Annotated in this window: 15 protein-coding genes; 2 read left to right on the top strand and 13 right to left on the bottom strand. The window is 45.7% G+C overall.

The genetic code is table 11. From position 1 onward, the window contains the following. The 5 genes from RB622_RS12170 to RB622_RS12150 all read right to left on the bottom strand — a co-directional run bounded on the left by RB622_RS12170 (position 1) and on the right by RB622_RS12150 (position 6,778). Complete coding sequence (locus RB622_RS12170; RefSeq protein ID WP_308046824.1) at positions 1-618, bottom strand: DUF4159 domain-containing protein; 618 nt, start codon at positions 616-618, stop codon at positions 1-3. A gap of 55 nt (positions 619-673) precedes the next feature. Then, a complete protein-coding gene (locus tag RB622_RS12165; RefSeq protein ID WP_308046823.1) occupies positions 674-2,011 on the bottom strand; it encodes a TldD/PmbA family protein in 1,338 nt (445 codons plus the stop codon). A gap of 12 nt (positions 2,012-2,023) precedes the next feature. Further along, complete coding sequence (locus RB622_RS12160) at positions 2,024-3,661, bottom strand: TldD/PmbA family protein (RefSeq protein ID WP_308046822.1); 1,638 nt, start codon at positions 3,659-3,661, stop codon at positions 2,024-2,026. Positions 3,662-3,727: 66 nt separating this feature from the next. After that, on the bottom strand, positions 3,728-5,074 hold the full coding sequence (locus tag RB622_RS12155; RefSeq protein WP_308046821.1) for a TldD/PmbA family protein: 1,347 nt from the start codon (positions 5,072-5,074) through the stop codon (positions 3,728-3,730). A gap of 60 nt (positions 5,075-5,134) precedes the next feature. Continuing rightward, positions 5,135-6,778, bottom strand: a complete 1,644-nt coding sequence (locus RB622_RS12150; protein ID WP_308046820.1) for a TldD/PmbA family protein — start codon at positions 6,776-6,778, stop codon at positions 5,135-5,137. 372 nt (positions 6,779-7,150) lie between these two features. On the opposite strand from RB622_RS12150, the gene RB622_RS12145 reads away from it, so the two are divergent. Beyond that, positions 7,151-7,993, top strand: coding sequence for a hypothetical protein (locus tag RB622_RS12145; protein WP_308046819.1), 843 nt, complete (start codon positions 7,151-7,153; stop codon positions 7,991-7,993). Positions 7,994-8,224: 231 nt separating this feature from the next. Then, complete coding sequence (locus tag RB622_RS12140) at positions 8,225-8,812, top strand: phosphatase PAP2-related protein (RefSeq protein WP_308046818.1); 588 nt, start codon at positions 8,225-8,227, stop codon at positions 8,810-8,812. Between the two features lie 98 nt (positions 8,813-8,910). Here the strand turns inward: RB622_RS12140 and RB622_RS12135 are convergent, their stop codons facing one another. The 8 genes from RB622_RS12135 to RB622_RS12100 form a co-directional block, all read right to left on the bottom strand. Next, entirely contained in the window at positions 8,911-9,816 is a 906-nt protein-coding gene (locus tag RB622_RS12135; RefSeq protein ID WP_308046817.1) for a glycoside hydrolase family 43 protein, read from the bottom strand. Beyond that, a complete protein-coding gene (locus RB622_RS12130) occupies positions 9,816-10,790 on the bottom strand; it encodes an ABC transporter permease subunit (protein WP_308046816.1) in 975 nt (324 codons plus the stop codon). Before RB622_RS12130 ends, RB622_RS12135 begins: the two co-directional genes overlap by 1 nt. Next, a complete protein-coding gene (locus RB622_RS12125; RefSeq protein ID WP_308046815.1) occupies positions 10,787-12,307 on the bottom strand; it encodes a sugar ABC transporter ATP-binding protein in 1,521 nt (506 codons plus the stop codon). The genes RB622_RS12130 and RB622_RS12125 overlap by 4 nt, the downstream gene beginning before the upstream one ends. A 28-nt stretch (positions 12,308-12,335) precedes the next feature. Next, positions 12,336-12,965, bottom strand: coding sequence for a DUF2291 domain-containing protein (locus tag RB622_RS12120; protein WP_308046814.1), 630 nt, complete (start codon positions 12,963-12,965; stop codon positions 12,336-12,338). Then, positions 12,965-13,918 (bottom strand): D-ribose ABC transporter substrate-binding protein, encoded by a 954-nt coding sequence (locus RB622_RS12115; protein WP_308046813.1) that lies wholly within the window; start codon positions 13,916-13,918, stop codon positions 12,965-12,967. Before RB622_RS12115 ends, RB622_RS12120 begins: the two co-directional genes overlap by 1 nt. Positions 13,919-13,983: 65 nt before the next feature. Continuing rightward, complete coding sequence (locus RB622_RS12110) at positions 13,984-15,393, bottom strand: nucleoside hydrolase-like domain-containing protein (protein WP_308046812.1); 1,410 nt, start codon at positions 15,391-15,393, stop codon at positions 13,984-13,986. Positions 15,394-15,441: 48 nt separating this feature from the next. Continuing rightward, the gene (locus tag RB622_RS12105; protein WP_308046811.1) at positions 15,442-16,407 is read right to left on the bottom strand and encodes a transketolase C-terminal domain-containing protein; all 966 of its coding nucleotides are present in this window, start codon (positions 16,405-16,407) and stop codon (positions 15,442-15,444) included. A gap of 48 nt (positions 16,408-16,455) precedes the next feature. Beyond that, positions 16,456-17,280 carry a transketolase gene (locus RB622_RS12100; protein ID WP_308046810.1) on the bottom strand — a complete coding sequence of 275 codons (825 nt, stop codon included), beginning with the start codon at positions 17,278-17,280 and terminating at the stop codon, positions 16,456-16,458. Positions 17,281-17,402 lie beyond the last annotated feature (122 nt).

The following is a 17,402-nucleotide window of genomic DNA, read 5'->3' as shown; positions in this document are numbered from 1 at the left end:
TTAAGCGGTTAAAGCATACATCACAATATTGACCCCGAACCTGGTATTGTCGACGGCCAAAAAACGTTTATTTCTAAAATCATAATCCCACTCGCAGCCATAATCCTTGTTGCTGTATAACACCCCGATCCGTCCGTTGATTGTAATTGCTTTCAGATAATCATGCACGAGATCATCACCCCAGCCATTGAGTTCAAACGACGTGGTTGGCGGACCGTCTTCAAAATGAAAAAAGCTGTTATAAATCGGGTGGTTGTTTGGTATTTTCTGCAACGCCTTCGGACCAAAGGTTCTGGACATTTCCTGTTCAAAAGATTTGGCAAACAGACCATCGATATCGTGGTTGCAGTCGTCAACAAAAACAAACCCTCCGTTTTGGACATATCTTTTGAAATGATCCCTTTCCTGCTGTGAAAACTCTACCAGCTTATGCCCGCTCAAATAGCAAAACGGACTTTTAAAAATGTCATTACTGCTCAGCAACACCACTTTTTCCTTCGCATCAATGGGAATTGTCGTATACTCCACCAGCGAATGCAGCAGGTTCGAAGGCATGCGCTGATCGGTATCCCAGTTGCCTGAGGTATACTGAAGTCGGGTGAAGAAAAAAGGTTTCATAGGTCAGGTAAAACGATTTACAGCGGGATATAATCTCCCGCTGTAAATCAACTATTTAAACAGCGTCGGAAAGCGACGAAAATGTAAATTCACGGATTTTCATCGGCGGAATCATATAATTCTGGTCTGATTCCGTACTAACCACCCGCACAGGTTTTCCGAGTGTTTCAAGATTATTCAGCATGATCACCGGACTTTCGTTGAAACGGAAATTCTTTACCGGGTGTTTGATTTTCCCGTTTTCAATATAAAAAGTACCGTCACGCGTCAGGCCTGTCAGCAGCAAGGTTTGCGGGTCAACTTCCCGGATATACCATAGTTTGGTTACCAGAATCCCCTGTTTAGTCGACGCGATCATTTCTTCCAGCGTAGCGGTACCACCGGCCATGATCATGTTATTCGGAAACGGAATGGCTTTTGCACCTTTCTTTTCAGCCCAGTAACGCGAGTAAGCCATGTTTTTCACCACACCTTTTTCGATCCAGTTAACCTTTTCCATCGGTTGACCGTCTTCTGCCCACGTCGCCGACGGCAAATCCGGATGGGTCGGATCGGAATAAATAGTAACCCGTTCATCCACGATCTTTTCTCCCAGTTTTGTCTTTCCGCCCTGCTTGCTCAGAAACGAACGCCCTTCGTCGGCACTGCGGGCATCCATATTAAAGAAAATATTTTCCAGTAAAACCGCAGCCGCAGTAGGTTCGAGAATAACCGTATATTTCCCAGGCTCCAAAGCTTTTGCTCCTAAGGAACCTGTTGATTTTTGAATCGCAATTTTTGTAGCGGCCTCGATATCCAGTTTAGAAACATCGCTATACCCACGTGCCACATACCCAGAACCCGTCCCGTCAGGCGTACGTACCGTCAACGAAAAGTTAACATTTGTGCTCGGATAATAGGCAAAAAGCTGCTTCGAGTTCAGCATGGCAGAATAACCGTGCTGATCTTCCCAAAAACCGGCTGCCGCCAGATTTTGCGTTCTTGATAATGCAAGACTCTTGGCAACTGCTTCTGCACGAAAATCCGGCGTAACATTCGCTGTGGAGTCAAAAAAACCGGATGATTTCTTATACTGCTGCGGTGAAAGCACGCCCATGTATTCCGGGTTTTCGGGGGCAAGGCGGGCTAGCTCTTCCGACTGCCTTACCACCTTTTCAAAAGCTTCTTCGGTAAATTCGTTCGTCGTGGCAACACCTACTTTCTTTCCAAACGAAGACTGAACAACCAGATTCTGGTTGATCTGCGCCCCGCTGGTAGAAACTTCGTTGCGAGCATAACGCAAATTGCCACGTTTACCTCCCGACAAATTGATTTCGCATTCGTCCGCTTTGGAATATTTCAAAACCTTTTGCAGCAACGCTTTCGCCTCGGCTTCGGTTAATATCACTGCCATATTTTCAGTTTTTTAAATCTTTCTGGCTGTATTGATCACATTAACTCCATTAAATCTCGCGGTCGAACTTCCATGAGAAACCGCGCTCGACTGCGAAGGCTGCCCTTTTCCGTCGAAGAAAGAACCACCCAGACGGTAATCTCTGTCGTCACAAACCTTCACGCATGAATTCCAGAACTCCTGCGTATTGGACTGATAAGCAACATCTTTCAGCATACCCACGATTTTTCCGTCTTTGATTTCGTAAAACAACTGACCGCCAAACTGGAAGTTGTAACGCTGCTGATCGATTGAAAACGACCCGTCGCCGATAATATAAATTCCCTTTTTAACGTCCTTAATCATTTCCTCAACAGAAAGCGGTGTTTTACCGGATGCCAGTGAAACATTGGCCATGCGCTGAAACTGCACCGAACTCCAGCTATCCGCATAACAGCAGCCGTGTGATTCTTTTTCACCAATAATTTTCGCCTGATCGCGGATTGCCTGATAATTAACCAGAATCCCGTCTTTAACCAGATCCCATTTCTTGGTGTTCACCCCTTCGTCATCCCAACCCACGGCTCCCAGAGATCCCACCTGCGTTTTATCTGCGATCAGGTTAACCTGATCACTGCCATATTTGAAAGATTTCGATTGCCATTTGTCCAAAGTCGCAAAGGAAGTACCGGCAAAATTAGCTTCATAACCCAACACGCGATCCAGCTCCAACGGGTGTCCTACCGACTCGTGGATGGTCAGCCAAAGGTGTGATGGATCCAGAACCAGATCATGCTTTCCCGGTTCTACGGATTTCGCACCCAATTTCATTTTTGCCTGCTGTGCTGCGGACGTTATATCTTCAAGCATATCATAACCCATGTTGTAGCGGGTTGTAATGCCAGTTACTTTGTCTTTCGGATTGACTTGTAAATAATCGTAACCCATGCCCATAGGCGCACTCAGCGAATTCCTGGTCTGGAATTTTCCCGATGCAGGATCAATGGCAGTTACGGTAAAGTTCGGCCACATTCTGTGAATGTCCTGATCGATATAAGATCCGTCGGTCGAAGCAAAATATTTCTGTTCATTCACCATGAAAAGAACCGAATTCACATAATTCGCTCCGTTTTTCAGTGCGGCGGCGTTCACACCCAGCAACAGATCTACTTTTTCCTTAACAGGCACTTCAAACGCATTTTTCTTGATCGGCGCTTTCCAGCTTACCTCCCCGAACCCTTTTTGCGGAGCCAGCTCAACCGGTTCTTTCATCAGTCTGGCATTTGCTTTCGCAATTGCAACGGCATCTTCCGCCGCTTTGGCAATCTGCACATCACTTTTTGCATCAGCTACCGCCGCAAACCCCCAGCATCCATTGGCAATAACCCGGATACCCACACCGTAAGATTCGGTATTAACGATATTCTGAACTTTATCTTCCCGGGTAATCACGAATTGGTTAAGGTACCGTCCGATCCGCACGTCGGCATAAGTCGCACCTTTTGATTTTGCTGCATTCAGTGCTGCATCGGCCAGTCGTTTTTTCACGGCAACGTCAAGCCCCGACTCCATCAAAGCTTCCGGAGAAACAGTTCTGCCGCTGGCAAAACCGGGTAACATCATTGCTCCGGTACCAAGTCCGGCTATCTGGATAAAATCGCGTCGGTTCAAGTTAAAGTCCCTCCTTTTTAGTTTCGATAATGATTGAAAAATAAACTGAATGTTGCATCCCGCTGATTAAACGGCGTCCGACAAACTCGTGAACGTGAAGTCGCGAATTTTCAGAGGCGGCACCAGGTTACCACTGGCGCGCACCGGCTTACCAGCCGCTTCCAGATTGTTCAGCATAATAACCGGACTTTCGTTGAACCGGAAATTCTTTACCGGGTATTTAATCTGACCGTTTTCGATGTAGAAAGTCCCGTCACGGGTAAGGCCTGTGTAAAGCAATGTCTGGGGATCTACCGCGCGGATATACCACAAACGCGTTACCAGAATTCCTTTTTCCGTTCCTTTAATCAGATCCGCTAAAGATTCGGTTCCTCCGGCGAAGATAAAACCAGACGGAGGCGGAATGGCCTTCACCCCTTTTTTCTCAGCCCAGTAGCGCGAATAATACATATTTTTCACAACGCCGTTTTCAACCCAAACCACTTTTTCCTGAGCCCGGCCGTCACCTCCACCACCACCAAAACGGCCACCGCCGCCGCCAAAAGGAGAACCTGGAATTTCCAGATTTTGCGGATCAGAATAAATATTGACACGTTCGTCAAAAAGTTTTTCTCCCAAACGCGTTCCGCCGCCCTTTTTACCTAAGAAGCTTCTTCCCTCGTCGGCATTGCGTGCGTCCATGCTGCCCATCATATTTTGCAATAAGTCGACAGCCGCAGTCGGTTCTAAAATCACGGTATACTTTCCAGGCTCCAAGGCTCTTGCTTTGGAAGATGCCTGTGCTTTCTGGATTGCTACTTCTGTTGCCAGTGCGGTATCCAGTTTTGAAACATCGTTGTAGTCACGTGCCGCATAACCCGAACCTAACCCGTCGTTGGTTCTCACGGTGATCGAAAAATCAACCGAAGTTGCTTTGTTGTAACCAAAAAGTCCTTTGCTGTTTCCTATGGCTGAAAAACCGGTGCTGTCTTCCCAATAGCCCGCAGCCGTCAAGCCCTTTTTTATGCAAGGATCAATACTTTTAAAAGCAGCCTCAGCCCTGAAGTCGGGGTTAATGGCAGCTGTACTTTCAGCAAAAGAATTGATATCCAGATATTTCTGAGATCCTAACATACTTACGTACTCCGGGTTTTCCGGTGCCAGCTGGGCTATTTCCTCGGCGCGTCTCACGGTTTTCTCCAGCGACTTATCGTCAAACTCGTTGATAGTTGCCGTCCCCGATTTTTTTCCGTAAACCGATGTTACAGACAAAGAAAGATTGGTCGTTTCGCCGCTTGTAGAAACCGAGTTTCTCGCATAACGGATATTCCCGGTACGGCTTCCGGAAATGCCTGCACTCATTTCGTCAGCCTTAGAAAAGGCCAGTACTTTATCGATGATCTGTTTTGCTTCTTCTTTGGATAAGACAGCCATATTTTAAGATTTTTAATATTGAAAAACAATCAGTTAAGCAGGTATGAAATTCTATCAGGATCAGATTTTTCTGGCTGTATTGATGACGTTAACCCCGTCAAAACGTGTCGTCGCACTTCCGTGTGAAACCGCGCTGACCTGCGAAGGCTGGCCTTTCCCGTCAAAAAACGAACCGAAAGTACGGTAATCATCTTTGTCACACAGCTGTGAACACGAATTCCAGAATTCCTGGGTATTGGACTGATATGCAACATCATCGAGCATGCCGACAATCTCTCCTTTTTTGATCTCGTAAAAAACCTGCCCGCCAAACTGGAAGTTATACCGCTGATGATCAATCGAATACGAACCTCTGCCGATGATATAAATTCCCTTTTCAACCCCTTTGATCATATCCAGTACACTGCGTTTTTCGGTGCCCGGTTTCAGGGAAATGTTAGGCATACGCTGAAACTGAACCGAATCCCAGTTATCGGCATAACAGCATCCGTGTGACTCTTTTTCACCGATAATTTTTGCCTGATCACGAATCGCCTGATAATTTACCAAAATACCGTCCTTGATGATATTCCATTCCTTGGCCGGTACGCCTTCATCGTCAAAACCTACGGCACCCAGCGTATGAGGCTGTACCCGGTCGGCGACGATGTTAACGAGTTTGCTTCCGTAGTTGAATTTCTTAGATTCCCATTTATCCAGCGTCGCAAAACTGGTTCCTGCATAATTGGCTTCATAACCCAGGACACGGTCCAGCTCTGTCGGGTGTCCGACCGACTCGTGGATTGTCAGCCCCAGGTGATTAGGATCCAGAACCAGGTCATATTTTCCTGGCAAAACCGATTTAGTTGTTAACTTTTCCTTTGCCTGTTTGGCCGCAGTAATGGCATCTTCCACCATATCGTAAGAATTACGGTATCCCACAAGCCCGATCGGACCGGCAATTTTCTCCGAAGCAAGTCCGTCCAGATACTCATAACCCATCCCCATCGGTGAGCTTATCGCATCACGGGTTTTAAATTTCCCGGCCGCTTTGTCAATTGCGGTCACCGTGAAAGTCGGCCATATCCTGTGAATATCCTGATCGATGTAGGATCCGTCCGTAGAGGCAAAATATTTTTGTTCGTTAATAAAAAACAGATTGGAAGTCACAAAACCCGCGCCGTTTTCCATCGCCTTCGCATTGACTTTCATCAGCAAATCAATTTTTTCCTTGGTCGGAATTTCGAACGCGTTCTTTTTAACAGGCGTTTTCCAGGTCACTTCCCCCACTCCTTTCTGCGGTGCAAGTGCAACAGGCTCCTTCTGGAACTTCGAGTTGGCTTTGGCAATAGCTACCGCCGTTTCGGCACATTTGGCAATTCCTTCAGGTGTTACATCACTCGTTGCCGAGAAACCCCAGGTCCCGTTAGCGATCACCCGGATCCCGACACCGTAAGATTCTGCGTTAACAATATTCTGCACCTGCTTTTCACGGGTAAAAACGTACTGTTGTAAATAACGGCCAATCCGTACATCGGTATAACTGGCGCCTTTACTTTTTGCAGCATTCAGGGCGATGTCCGCAAACTTTTTCTTAATGGCAACATCCACGCCAGGTTCGAGCAAATGTTCACTGGAAACAATGCTTCCAAGCACAGGTACGGAAGGCATCATCAAAGCACCAATCCCCAAGCCCGACATTTGCATAAAGTCTCTTCTTTTCATTCGTAGCGGCTGATCTTTATAATTATAAGATGAAGAATAATAATATTTTAAACACCAAAATTTTTATCCGGATTTGAAGTACCGATATTTTGTCAAGATAGACAAAACGATAAAAAATGACAATTTTGCCAAATATTTTTTTGACATATGAGATCAATGATTCATTATAAAAAGACACAATCGATCAATGACCATACAATCTACGGAATGAAGATTCCGGCCAATATTCGGTGTTCCAAAACTAAACATATTAAAAAAATCATATTATTGCTAATATGGCTGCTTTTCATCGCGCCATTTACCAGCAATTTTGTTCAGTCCTCAATCATAACCAGTATATTGCGCAAGTTTTTTAATATTTAAGTGGTTACAATGGCGACTGGCAAATACTCCATTTTATATCTTACTGATCTTTGTTTTGAGGCAAAAGGAAGAAAGTACTATGCGGAAGATCTTTACCTGACTTCCCGGCTGCGCGAACATTTCGAGGTTCTGATCTGCCACCCTTGTGACTCCGAAAAATTTGAGAAATCCGTCGACCTGATCGTTTTCCGTAACTGCGGGCCGGTTATGAACTACCAGGCCTATTTCAATGCCTTTGTAGAAAGAATCAATACGAAAAATATTCTTTCCTTCAATTCCATGAAGGGGAAAGCGGATATGCGGGGTAAGGGATATCTCATCGAAATGAGCCGCGAAGGTTTTCCGGTTATTCCCACCATCGAACGGTCGGAGGATTTGCACCTGCTGCCATCCACTGAAAAGTATATGGTAAAACTAAAAGACGGCGCTGATTCGATAGGCATGCATGTGGTCAACGAACAGGAGCTTTCAACGCTGGATTTGGCCGGAAGCATCGTTCAGCCGTTTGTCGATTTCATTTATGAAGTTTCGTTTTACTTTATCGATCAGGAATTTCAATACGCGCTTTATGCGCCTGATAAAAGCAAAAGATGGAACCTGGAAATGTATAACGCTACCGCAGCGGACCTTGCTTTTGCAACCCGGTTTATCGATTGGAATGCGCTTTCTCACGGCATTCAGCGCGTGGATGCTTGCAGAACCCGCGAGGGCAATCTGCTGTTCGTAGAGCTGGAAGACTTGAATCCTTACTTGTCGATCGACCTTTTAAGCGACGATTTAAGAGAAAATTTTGTTACCAACTTTGGGAAGTCACTGATGAGTGCTATCGAGATACATCAGCAAGGATTATAAAATAATTAGATAATCGGGAATCGCAGGGATCGACGGATCTGCTTTCCTTTAAATTACATACTTTTACCTTGGTTATTACCCTGGATGCAGAATAAAAGAAAATTGCTGTCGTTAGAAGTAATTCTTAACGACATTTAAGAGACACCAACAAAATAAGATAGACACCAGTATTTGAGTATGATTTCCAGTATTTGGAGAAAAACATGGCAAAAAAAACCTTATAAAAATTCCATGATCTCCGGCTTTATTGCCCTCTGTGTTATTTCCGGCTTTTTGAATCAGTTTTTCCAGGCAATTGAAGTCCGGGATGGCATTGATGTGAATGATATTTTGCTATCCATTCTTCCTGCCAAGGACTGTTCCGAAGCGATTTTTATATTAATCTGGTCCTGCGTAGCGCTGGCGACCATTCGTTTTTTGAACAACCCGATGTTGTTTATCGTGTTCTTGTGGTCTTACGTTGCGCTTTGTCTCACCCGGATCATCACCATTACCCTGGTTCCCCTGAACGCACCGCCGGGATTAATCCCGCTGCGAGATCCGTTAAGCAATTACTTTTACGGCCAGGTTTTCATTACAAAGGACCTGTTTTACTCAGGCCATACGGCTACCCTGTTTTTGATTTTCCTTTGTCTTGAAAAGAAAAACGATAAGCTGATCGTCTTACTTTCCACGGGAATCGTCGGGCTTCTGCTTTTGGTGCAACACGTGCATTATTCGATGGATGTACTGGCGGCTCCGTTCTTTGCCTATTTCAACGTTTTCTGCGCACGGAAATTTCTTCAGAGCGGCCGCCTTTATCAGAATCAGGAAGAATAATTCTATCGAAAATTCGCCGGGGAAGATTAATTTTTAACCGCAATGGGCACAATGGTTTTCGCAATGGACGCCAGATTAACGTTGCGGTTAAAAGAAAATTATCTTGATTTCAGCAATTTCAAAGTCTTTCGGTTAATTTTCGTGATCGTTCCATGTTTATGATCCTTCGGAACGACAACCTGATCCGATATATTTACGAACTCTTTAAAATCCGTTGTTTTTACGGCTCCATATGTTTTATCACGGTACTGATCGAAATAGATCAGCCAGTCTTTCCCAACCTTTGCGACCGTTGGCCCCTCGGTTAAATACCCTGTAAATGGAGCGGAAACATTTGTGTAGGAACCTAAAACCTTATCGCTAAAAGCCACCTTGATGTTCCGGTTCGGACGGGTATTATCCTTTAAAACCAGCACATATTTACCTTTTTCCTTTCGCACGATCACGGCATCAATAATACTGAAACCTGGGTCGGCAAATAAGGCCGCTTTCGAAAAAGTCTTGAAATCCTTCGTTGTCGTGTAATACATGCGGTGATTGTTCTTCTCATCTTCCTCGCCTTTGGCGAAGCGGAAAGGGATGGTAGAAGCCCAGATAATCACGAACTCTTCACTTTCTTCATCGTAAAAAAGCTCAGGCGCCCACACGTTTACCACCTCAGGCTCATGCTCCATAACCGGAATAAATTCCTGCATTGACCAATGAATCAGGTCGCTCGAATGAGCATAACCAAACCCCTTGTCACCTTTCCAGTTGGTTGTCCAAACCAGATGATAAGTACCGTCCGGCGCCCGCACGATCGACGGGTCACGCATGAGTTTGCCCCCAACTTCAGGTTTGAGAAATGAGCCGCCCAGGTCGGTCCATTTGTAGCCATCCTTGCTACAAGCTAGGTGCAGACCGTCTGTGGCCGGCTCCCGAAACGACGTAAAAAGATAACTGTCTTTGTTACAGGAGGTCAGTCCGAATACGGCAACAAACACCAAAAGATATTGAAATTTCATCAATCGTTTTTCGAGTTGGATTTATCAATAATCACAGCCAGTAAGATCACAAACCCTTTCACAACCTGCTGCCAGAACGGTGATACATTCAGTAAAACAAGCCCGTTATTTAAAACACCGATGATAATAGCGCCCTGGACCGTGCCCAAAATACTGCCGCGGCCTCCGGACAAAGAGGTCCCGCCAATCACAACCGCCGCAATCGAATCGAGCTCATAACTTGTTCCCGCATTCGGCTGCGCAGAATCGAGACGGGAAGTGACCAAGATCCCACCGATCGCGGCAAGAGCACCGGCGATGGTGTAAACAATGATTTTAACCCGGTTGACATTGATACCCGATAACTTCGAAGCACTTTCGTTACCGCCGATGGCATAAATATACCTTCCGAGCCGGGTTTTGTTGGTGATCAAAACGGCTATCAGAACGATTATTCCTGAGATCCAGACAGGCACGGGAATCCCTAACAACCAGCCAGTCCCGAAATATAAAAAGGTATCTCCAAGTCCGCTTATTGGGAAACCCTGCGTCCATAACATGGTAAGTCCCCGCGCAATGGTGAGCATGGCCAGCGTTGCTACGAAGGGCGGAACCTTGAATTTGGTAATCGCCCAACCGTTGAATGCGCCCAGGAAGGAACCAGTCAGAATCCCGGCAATGACCGCTCCCAGAAGGGTGAAACCGATGTATAAGTTACCGGATGGCACTTCAATTCCGTTTCGCAGCAGGCCAGCAGTGATGGCGCCGCAGAGTGCCAGTACCGAACCTACGGAAAGATCAATTCCGGCTGTGAGTACGATCAGTGTCATACCTGTTGAAATGCAGATATTGACCGAAATCTGCCGCATCACGTTCCAGGCGTTGGAGACGGTAAGGAATTTATCAGACAAAATGCTAAGTGCCAGACACAGAATAAACAATGCAATCAGCGACTGGAAACGAATCAGATTTGCCCGGTAGGTTTGTAAATTCATAATTGATTTTCGTAAACGGATTTAGGGATTGCAGCTTTCAGGATCGAATCTTCGGTGGCCTCTTTTGCCGAAAATTCCGCAGTGATTGCCCCTTCGGCCATCACCAGAATCCTGTCCGAAACAGCCAGAATTTCGGGAAGCTCCGAGGAAACGATCACGATGCCCAGCCCGGCATCTGCCAGACTCAGGATCAGTTTATAAATTTCACTTTTGGCATGAATATCGATACCTCTGGTCGGCTCGTCAAGCAAAAGCAGTTTGGGTTTGGTAGCCAGCCATTTTGCCAAAACAATTTTTTGCTGGTTTCCCCCACTCAGATTTTTAGCCTGCTGATAAGGTGATGAAGTTTTGATTTTAAGCTCGCTGATGTATTTTTTTGACAACAGGCTCTCTTTAAGCTCACTGAGAAAACCACGTTCTTCGAGGTCAGGCAAAGTGGTCAGGCAAATATTGGTTTTAACATCCATACCTAGCACCAGCCCATCCTTTTTACGGTCTTCCGGCACCAAAGCCAGTCCAGCTTTAATGGCATCTGACGGCGAGTTGATGATGATCCTCGTATTTTCAATGTGTATTTCACTTTTAGAAACGAAGGGATGAAGGCCAAAAATGGTCTCTAACAACTCCGTTCTGCCCGCGCCCATTAACCCGAAAATCCCGACAATCTCTCCTTTTTGAACCGAGAAAGTGATATTTTTCAAAAGGTCTTCCTTCGCCCTGACGGGGTGTTTTAAAAACAGGCGTTTGACAGTGAGCAGATTATCCGCCCGCTTTTCACAGGCCTCCTTCCGCATCACCTGAATGCTCCGTCCCACCATTTTCTGGATCAGAACGTCCTGCGTAATACCTTTCATGTTGCCCGACTCAATGGATTTTCCGTCGCGCAGCACCACATAATGGTCGACGATCCTGAATAATTCATCCAGTTTGTGTGAAACATAAACAATCGCTTTACTCTGTTTTTTCAAATCATCGATGATTTCAAAAAGCACTTCCACTTCGCTTTCCGTAATCGCAGAAGTGGGTTCATCCATGATGATCACCTCGGATTCGGTCAGCAACGCCTTTGCAATCTCGACAACCTGTTGCTGTCCGACTTTTAAACTTGCCACCAGGGTCTCAGGTTTTACAGATAATTTCAGCTTATCCAGCAATTCCTGCGTGCGCATTTTCATTTTTCGTTTGTCGAGCGTTCCGTACTGCGTGATCAGCTCCCTGCCCAGAAAAATGTTCTCCATGATACTCAGATAGGGAATCAGGTTAAGTTCCTGATGAATAATCGCGATACCCTGCTCCTGCGCATCCTTTGGACTCGAAAACCGGACGGTCTGACCTTTGAAAATAACCTGTCCGTCATAATCCTGATAAATACCCGAAAGTACTTTCATCAGGGTAGATTTCCCCGCTCCGTTTTCTCCGATAAGCGCAGTAATTTTCCCGGCCTCAATGGTCAGACTTACGTCTTCAAGCGCTAGTACGCCAGGAAATCTTTTGGTGATTTTGTCTACTACTAACATGGCGGATGGGTGAATGCCGAACGACCGTTTATTCGTTTACTATTTTCAAATCGATGGGAATAATTTCAATAGACCTTGTGCTCAAATGTTCCTTATTGAGTTCAATAGCACCGGAGAAGGTTACCTTGTCCCCTGTTTTTACTTTGGAACGGAATGGCGGAATCACTTTCTCACGAATAATTTTATTCAGCTCACCCGACACATTATTGAAATCCATGGAATTGGTAAAAGCGTTGATATCAATCTCGCCGGACGCATCACGAACCGCGTTGCCAAAAACATATTCCGTTGCAATAGCCACCTCCGGTTTTTCACGCTCCGATTCTATCTTCACCATAACCTGATTTTCCTCGACCGACTTAACGATCCCGCTGCCCTTTACAAGGAAATATTTGACATTGCCAATACCCAATGCATGCGCATGATCCGCAAATGCCTTGTTTTTATCCGTTTGCAGCAGTGTTAAAAGCTGACCGATTTCGATGGCCTTCGCTACATGCGGCGTCAACTTTTCAGTCCAAAATTTTTCTGCATATTTTGCAGCATCAAAGGAAGTCGCACCGGCTTTTACCTCATCGAGTTTTTTGAAATAAACCGAATTGTACGCCACCACTGCCACCAGTAAAACAGAGCCGGTATATTTTATGATCTTTTTCATTACTTTTTACCGTAAGCTGCGTAGTTTTCAACGTTGTCTTTCTTAACCATTTCCACGGCCACCGGCATCTTTTTTGGAAAATCTCTTTTTCCCTTGAAATACTGATCAGCCATGGTTGCAGCCGTTTGCGCCATCACCTCGGGAAACTGCATACCGGTCGCCTTAATTTTACCATCCTGAATGGATTTCACCACATCTTCTGCACCGTCAAAACCGAACACTTTTACTTTATCCGCCTTCCCGGAAGCTACCAGCGCCTGATATGCGCCCATGGCCATGGCATCGTTCCCACAAAAGACAGCGTCGATATCCGGATTGGCCTGTAAGATCGACTCCAGCACTTCCATTGCCTTATTCCGGTCGAAATCAGCACTTTGCTGTGCCACCATTTTTAGTCCCGGATAGTGGTCCACCACACTATGAAAGCCCTTCGACCGGTTCCAGGTATTGTTGTCGCCCACTAAACCCAGCAACTCAACATATTTACCCTTCTTATTTAAAGTTTCTACAAAATATTTCGCGATGGTTACACAGCCCGAATAACTATCGGATAATATCTGGGAAGTCGCGGCCTCATTGGAATTAATTTCCCTGTCCATACAAAAGACCGGAATGCCGGCTGCCGTCGCATTTTTGACATTGACAACAGAACCATCAGCGTCCGTCGGATTAAAAAGGATCGCATCATAACCGGATGAAATCGCATTTTCAAAATGGTCCGTTTCCAAGGAAGTATTATTCTGGGAATCAAAAATTTTCGATTCATAATCGAGTTCCTTCGCTTTGGCAGCAGCTCTTTCCGCCAGAAAAACGAACCACGGATTATTCAGTGTTGATACTACAATGGCCATCTTCTTTGGCTCATCTGCGCTTTGTCTTGTTTTACAACGGATTAATGCAAACCCGAAAAAGACAAGGCTCAACGCTATCCAATATTTGCAGGTAAATCTCATTCAGAAAAATTTAATGATTGCTTTCGTGGGTATGCCTGGTTGTTACCTAACTAAAAATCAACAAACTATTCAGGAATAACAGTGACAATAACCCGCTGATACCGGGTCAGCGCCGGTGTTCCGTTATCCGTTACTGACAAAATAATATGAATCGTTTCCGGTTTTGTGACTTTCGGAGCAACCAGCGTGGTACTTATCGCGTTCAGATCAGCGATTACCAAAGGTTCTTTGTAGGGATAACTGCCCGGTTCGGCATAATGCATCCATTGATAGGACAGTGTATTTCCGTCAGGATCTTTCGAACCCTCCCCGCTCAGATTGATTTTTTCGCCGCTTTTGGCCGTCAAAAAATTACTATGTTTTAAAACAGCAACAGGCGGATGGTTGGCTTCTTTGTATCCTTTGATTGTCCAGTCCATCCGGGCTGCAAAATCATTTTGAAAAGCAGGGCGCCAGCGCCAGATCGTCGGTTTGTTCCCGGTATGATAACTGCCATCCTTGCCTAAAACTTCATCAACGGCGTCCGTCCAGATCGGGCGGGTTTCCGCTTCATAAAACCATTTTTGCGTGCGTGGTGTATAGTATTCGTACCGTCCGCCCCAGCCACCGTAGTTTGGTTTTTCGGGGTCATTTATTCCATTGTTAATCAAACCCAAAAACGAGGGAGTATCGCCTTCCATAAGAAACTTGGTAAAAGGATATTCCGCACCCAGGGGCCCGTGATTACGCACATTTTCGTCCAGCCATGGGTTATCGACGATTTCAAAGTCACCTCCGGAAAAACGTCCATGAAATTTATCGCCGCTTATTCCCGACCAGGTCGCATAATGATAAGCACCGGCGGCATGGTACCCCGGACTTGCTACAAAAAACAAATCAGGAAAACTTTTCCGGATCCAGGGGCCGGTATCATCCTGATCAGAAATGCTGTAAACCCGGATTTTTGAAATGAATTTTTTAAGGTCTTCCGAAGAACGCGTCATGCTCACCTTCCACAACGCCTGCGCCAGGCAATTGGCTCCGCCCCAGACAGGAATCCAGACAGGACGCTCATCCTTTTTATCAACAACCGAAATTATCCAGTCCGAACCTTCAGAATCCTTCCCTTTTCCCACGGCGTTCATGCCAAACTCGGGATAACTCGCCTTGGTTATACCCAGCAGATACTCCGTTTCGGGATATCCTTTTTCATGCAGCAAAAGATTCTGCCTGACCTTTCCATAAGCCGTTACAATTTCCTTGATTTTGCTAACCGCGATTTTATTTTTCTGATGAACAGAAGTAGTAGCCACCAGCCCTTCCACATCCCACTGATTGGAATACGTCAAAAAACGGATCAGCGACTGTGTATCATCGGGTTCATTTTCAATGTCTGTCAAAACCAGCACCCTTTTCTTCGCAACAATTTCCTGGGCCTGACAAAAGAGGCAGATCAGATTTGCTGCAAATACAATAAGAATCTTCACTAATTTCATGGTATCAGAATTCGGTGTTGACAAATAATGTGACTGAAAGTTTCTACGTTAACCCTTACCCATTTTCAGCGCGGCGGCAGTTATTCCTTCCACTGAAATCCCGTAATGATCGAAGATTTCCTGCTGTGAGCCCGTAACGGTGTATTCGTCAGGCACTCCGATTATTTTAAACTTGTTACGATAATTGTTTTCTAGTAAAAACGACGCACAGGCTTCACCCAGACCGCCATAAATGCTATGTTCTTCAACCGTAATGATGGGCTTACCACTGGCAGCAACACGGCCGATCAGATCATAATCAAGGGGTTTGATGGTATGCATACTAATCACCGTTGCTTCAATGCCCGACTCCCGTTCCAGTTTTTCCGCGGCCTGTAAAGTAGGCCATACCGTTTCTCCGGTCGCTATCAGTACCAGATCTTTACCTTCCTTAATCGTGCGTCCTTTCCCGAATTCAAAAGTTGTTTCCTCCGTGGAAAGCAGCGGCATTGTTTTTTTTCCAAACCTTAAATAAACAGGAAGATCGGTTTCGGCAGCCAGTCTTATCGCTTGCTCTGTTTCGAAATTGTCGGCGGGCGCTATGATCATGAGATTATTTATCGTCCGAAGCACGGCAAAATCATGGAGACTGTGATGCGTGGAACCCAGCGCACCATAGCTTACACCGGCACTGATACCGATCAGTTTTACGGCATTGTTTGAATAAGCCACGTCGTTTTTTATTTGCTCGAGTGCGCGGGCTGTAAGAAAACAGGCCGGAGAAACCGCGAATACTTTTTTCCCGGCAGAAGCCAGCCCGGCCGCAACACCAACCAGATTTTGCTCCGCAATACCAACTTCAACGATTTGATCAGGAAATTTTTGACCAAAAGGCACCAGTTTTCCCGATCCTCGGGAATCACTCGTCACGACGATGATATCGCGGTCATTTTGTGCTAATGTCTGAAGTGTTCCTGAAAAAACTTCCAGATTGGCTCTGTTACTTACAACTATGTTCTCAATGGTTGCGTCCACGTTGAATACGGTTTATTGTTGACATTATACCTTAGGCAACAGGTCTTTTTAAATATTTCCATCCAGTAAATCAAGCTCTTCCAGCGCGTCCGCATATTGCTGCTGTGTAGGAACACCGTGGTGCCATTTGAGCTGATTTTCCATATAACTTACGCCTTTTCCCTTCACCGTATGGGCGATCACTAGGCTTGGTTTCCCCTTCACAAATGGGATAGCGTCAAAGGTTTCTTTCAATTGTTTTAGATCATGCCCGTCCACATGACGCACTTCCCAGCCAAAAGCTTCAAACTTTTTGTCGACAGGATCCGTATTGCAAACGTCCGCCGTGGCCCCTGTGATCTGTAAGTTATTCTTATCCAGAATCGCACAAAGGTTGTCCAGTTTGTAATGCGAGGCAGAAAGTGCCGCCTCCCAGTTGGAACCTTCCGGCAGTTCGCCGTCGCCTAGTAATGTGAAAACGCGGTAGTCTTTTTTATCCAGTTTTCCGGCAATGGCTGTGCCAACGCTAAGGGATAAACCGTGCCCCAAAGCGCCGGTATTTTGTTCCACCCCATGAACTTTTCGGGTCGGATGGCCGATGTAATGTGATTTATATCTGCATAATGTTTCAAGGTCAGATTCAGGAAAAAAGCCTTTGGAAGCGAGTACTACATATAAAGCTTCCACCGTGTGTCCTTTGCTTTGAATGTAACGATCCCGATCGGGAGAGGCAAAATCGGCGGCATCAACATTTAACACATGATTGTAAAGTACATTCAAAATATCAATACACGACAGACTGCCCCCGGTGTGTCCGGCATTGGCCTGGAAAATATATTTGAGAATTTTTTTCCGGTAGTCCACCGATTTGTGTGCCAATTCCTGTTCTGACATCGTTTGTTGAATTTTATTCCGTCTGAATTTTCGGGTTATTATGGCGATGCCCTTTTCCCGTGTATCGCCCGCTATAACCATTCCCCAGGGTTGTACCCTGGGCTAAGATATGTCTGCCCGTT

The sequence above is a fragment of the Dyadobacter sp. LHD-138 genome, assembly GCF_030929615.1.
In the GTDB taxonomy this organism is placed as follows: Bacteria; Bacteroidota; Bacteroidia; order Cytophagales; family Spirosomataceae; genus Dyadobacter.
The sequence above is the reverse complement of the archived record's forward strand: the minus strand, read 5'-3'. Positions and strand labels throughout refer to the sequence as shown.

Bases quoted from the DNA above. Each gene is read 5' to 3' on its own strand.
- RB622_RS12170 (WP_308046824.1), bottom strand. From the start codon at position 618: ATGAAACCTTTTTTCTTCACCCGACTTCAGTATACCTCAGGCAACTGG.
- RB622_RS12110 (WP_308046812.1), bottom strand. From the start codon at position 15,393: ATGAAATTAGTGAAGATTCTTATTGTATTTGCAGCAAATCTGATCTGC.
- RB622_RS12130 (WP_308046816.1), bottom strand. From the start codon at position 10,790: ATGAATTTACAAACCTACCGGGCAAATCTGATTCGTTTCCAGTCGCTG.
- RB622_RS12120 (WP_308046814.1), bottom strand. From the start codon at position 12,965: ATGAAAAAGATCATAAAATATACCGGCTCTGTTTTACTGGTGGCAGTG.
- RB622_RS12100 (WP_308046810.1), bottom strand. From the start codon at position 17,280: ATGTCAGAACAGGAATTGGCACACAAATCGGTGGACTACCGGAAAAAA.
- RB622_RS12135 (WP_308046817.1), bottom strand. From the start codon at position 9,816: ATGAAATTTCAATATCTTTTGGTGTTTGTTGCCGTATTCGGACTGACC.
- RB622_RS12145 (WP_308046819.1), top strand. From the start codon at position 7,151: ATGGCGACTGGCAAATACTCCATTTTATATCTTACTGATCTTTGTTTT.
- RB622_RS12150 (WP_308046820.1), bottom strand. From the start codon at position 6,778: ATGAAAAGAAGAGACTTTATGCAAATGTCGGGCTTGGGGATTGGTGCT.
- RB622_RS12115 (WP_308046813.1), bottom strand. From the start codon at position 13,918: ATGAGATTTACCTGCAAATATTGGATAGCGTTGAGCCTTGTCTTTTTC.
- RB622_RS12125 (WP_308046815.1), bottom strand. From the start codon at position 12,307: ATGTTAGTAGTAGACAAAATCACCAAAAGATTTCCTGGCGTACTAGCG.
- RB622_RS12155 (WP_308046821.1), bottom strand. From the start codon at position 5,074: ATGGCTGTCTTATCCAAAGAAGAAGCAAAACAGATCATCGATAAAGTA.
- RB622_RS12140 (WP_308046818.1), top strand. From the start codon at position 8,225: ATGATCTCCGGCTTTATTGCCCTCTGTGTTATTTCCGGCTTTTTGAAT.
- RB622_RS12165 (WP_308046823.1), bottom strand. From the start codon at position 2,011: ATGGCAGTGATATTAACCGAAGCCGAGGCGAAAGCGTTGCTGCAAAAG.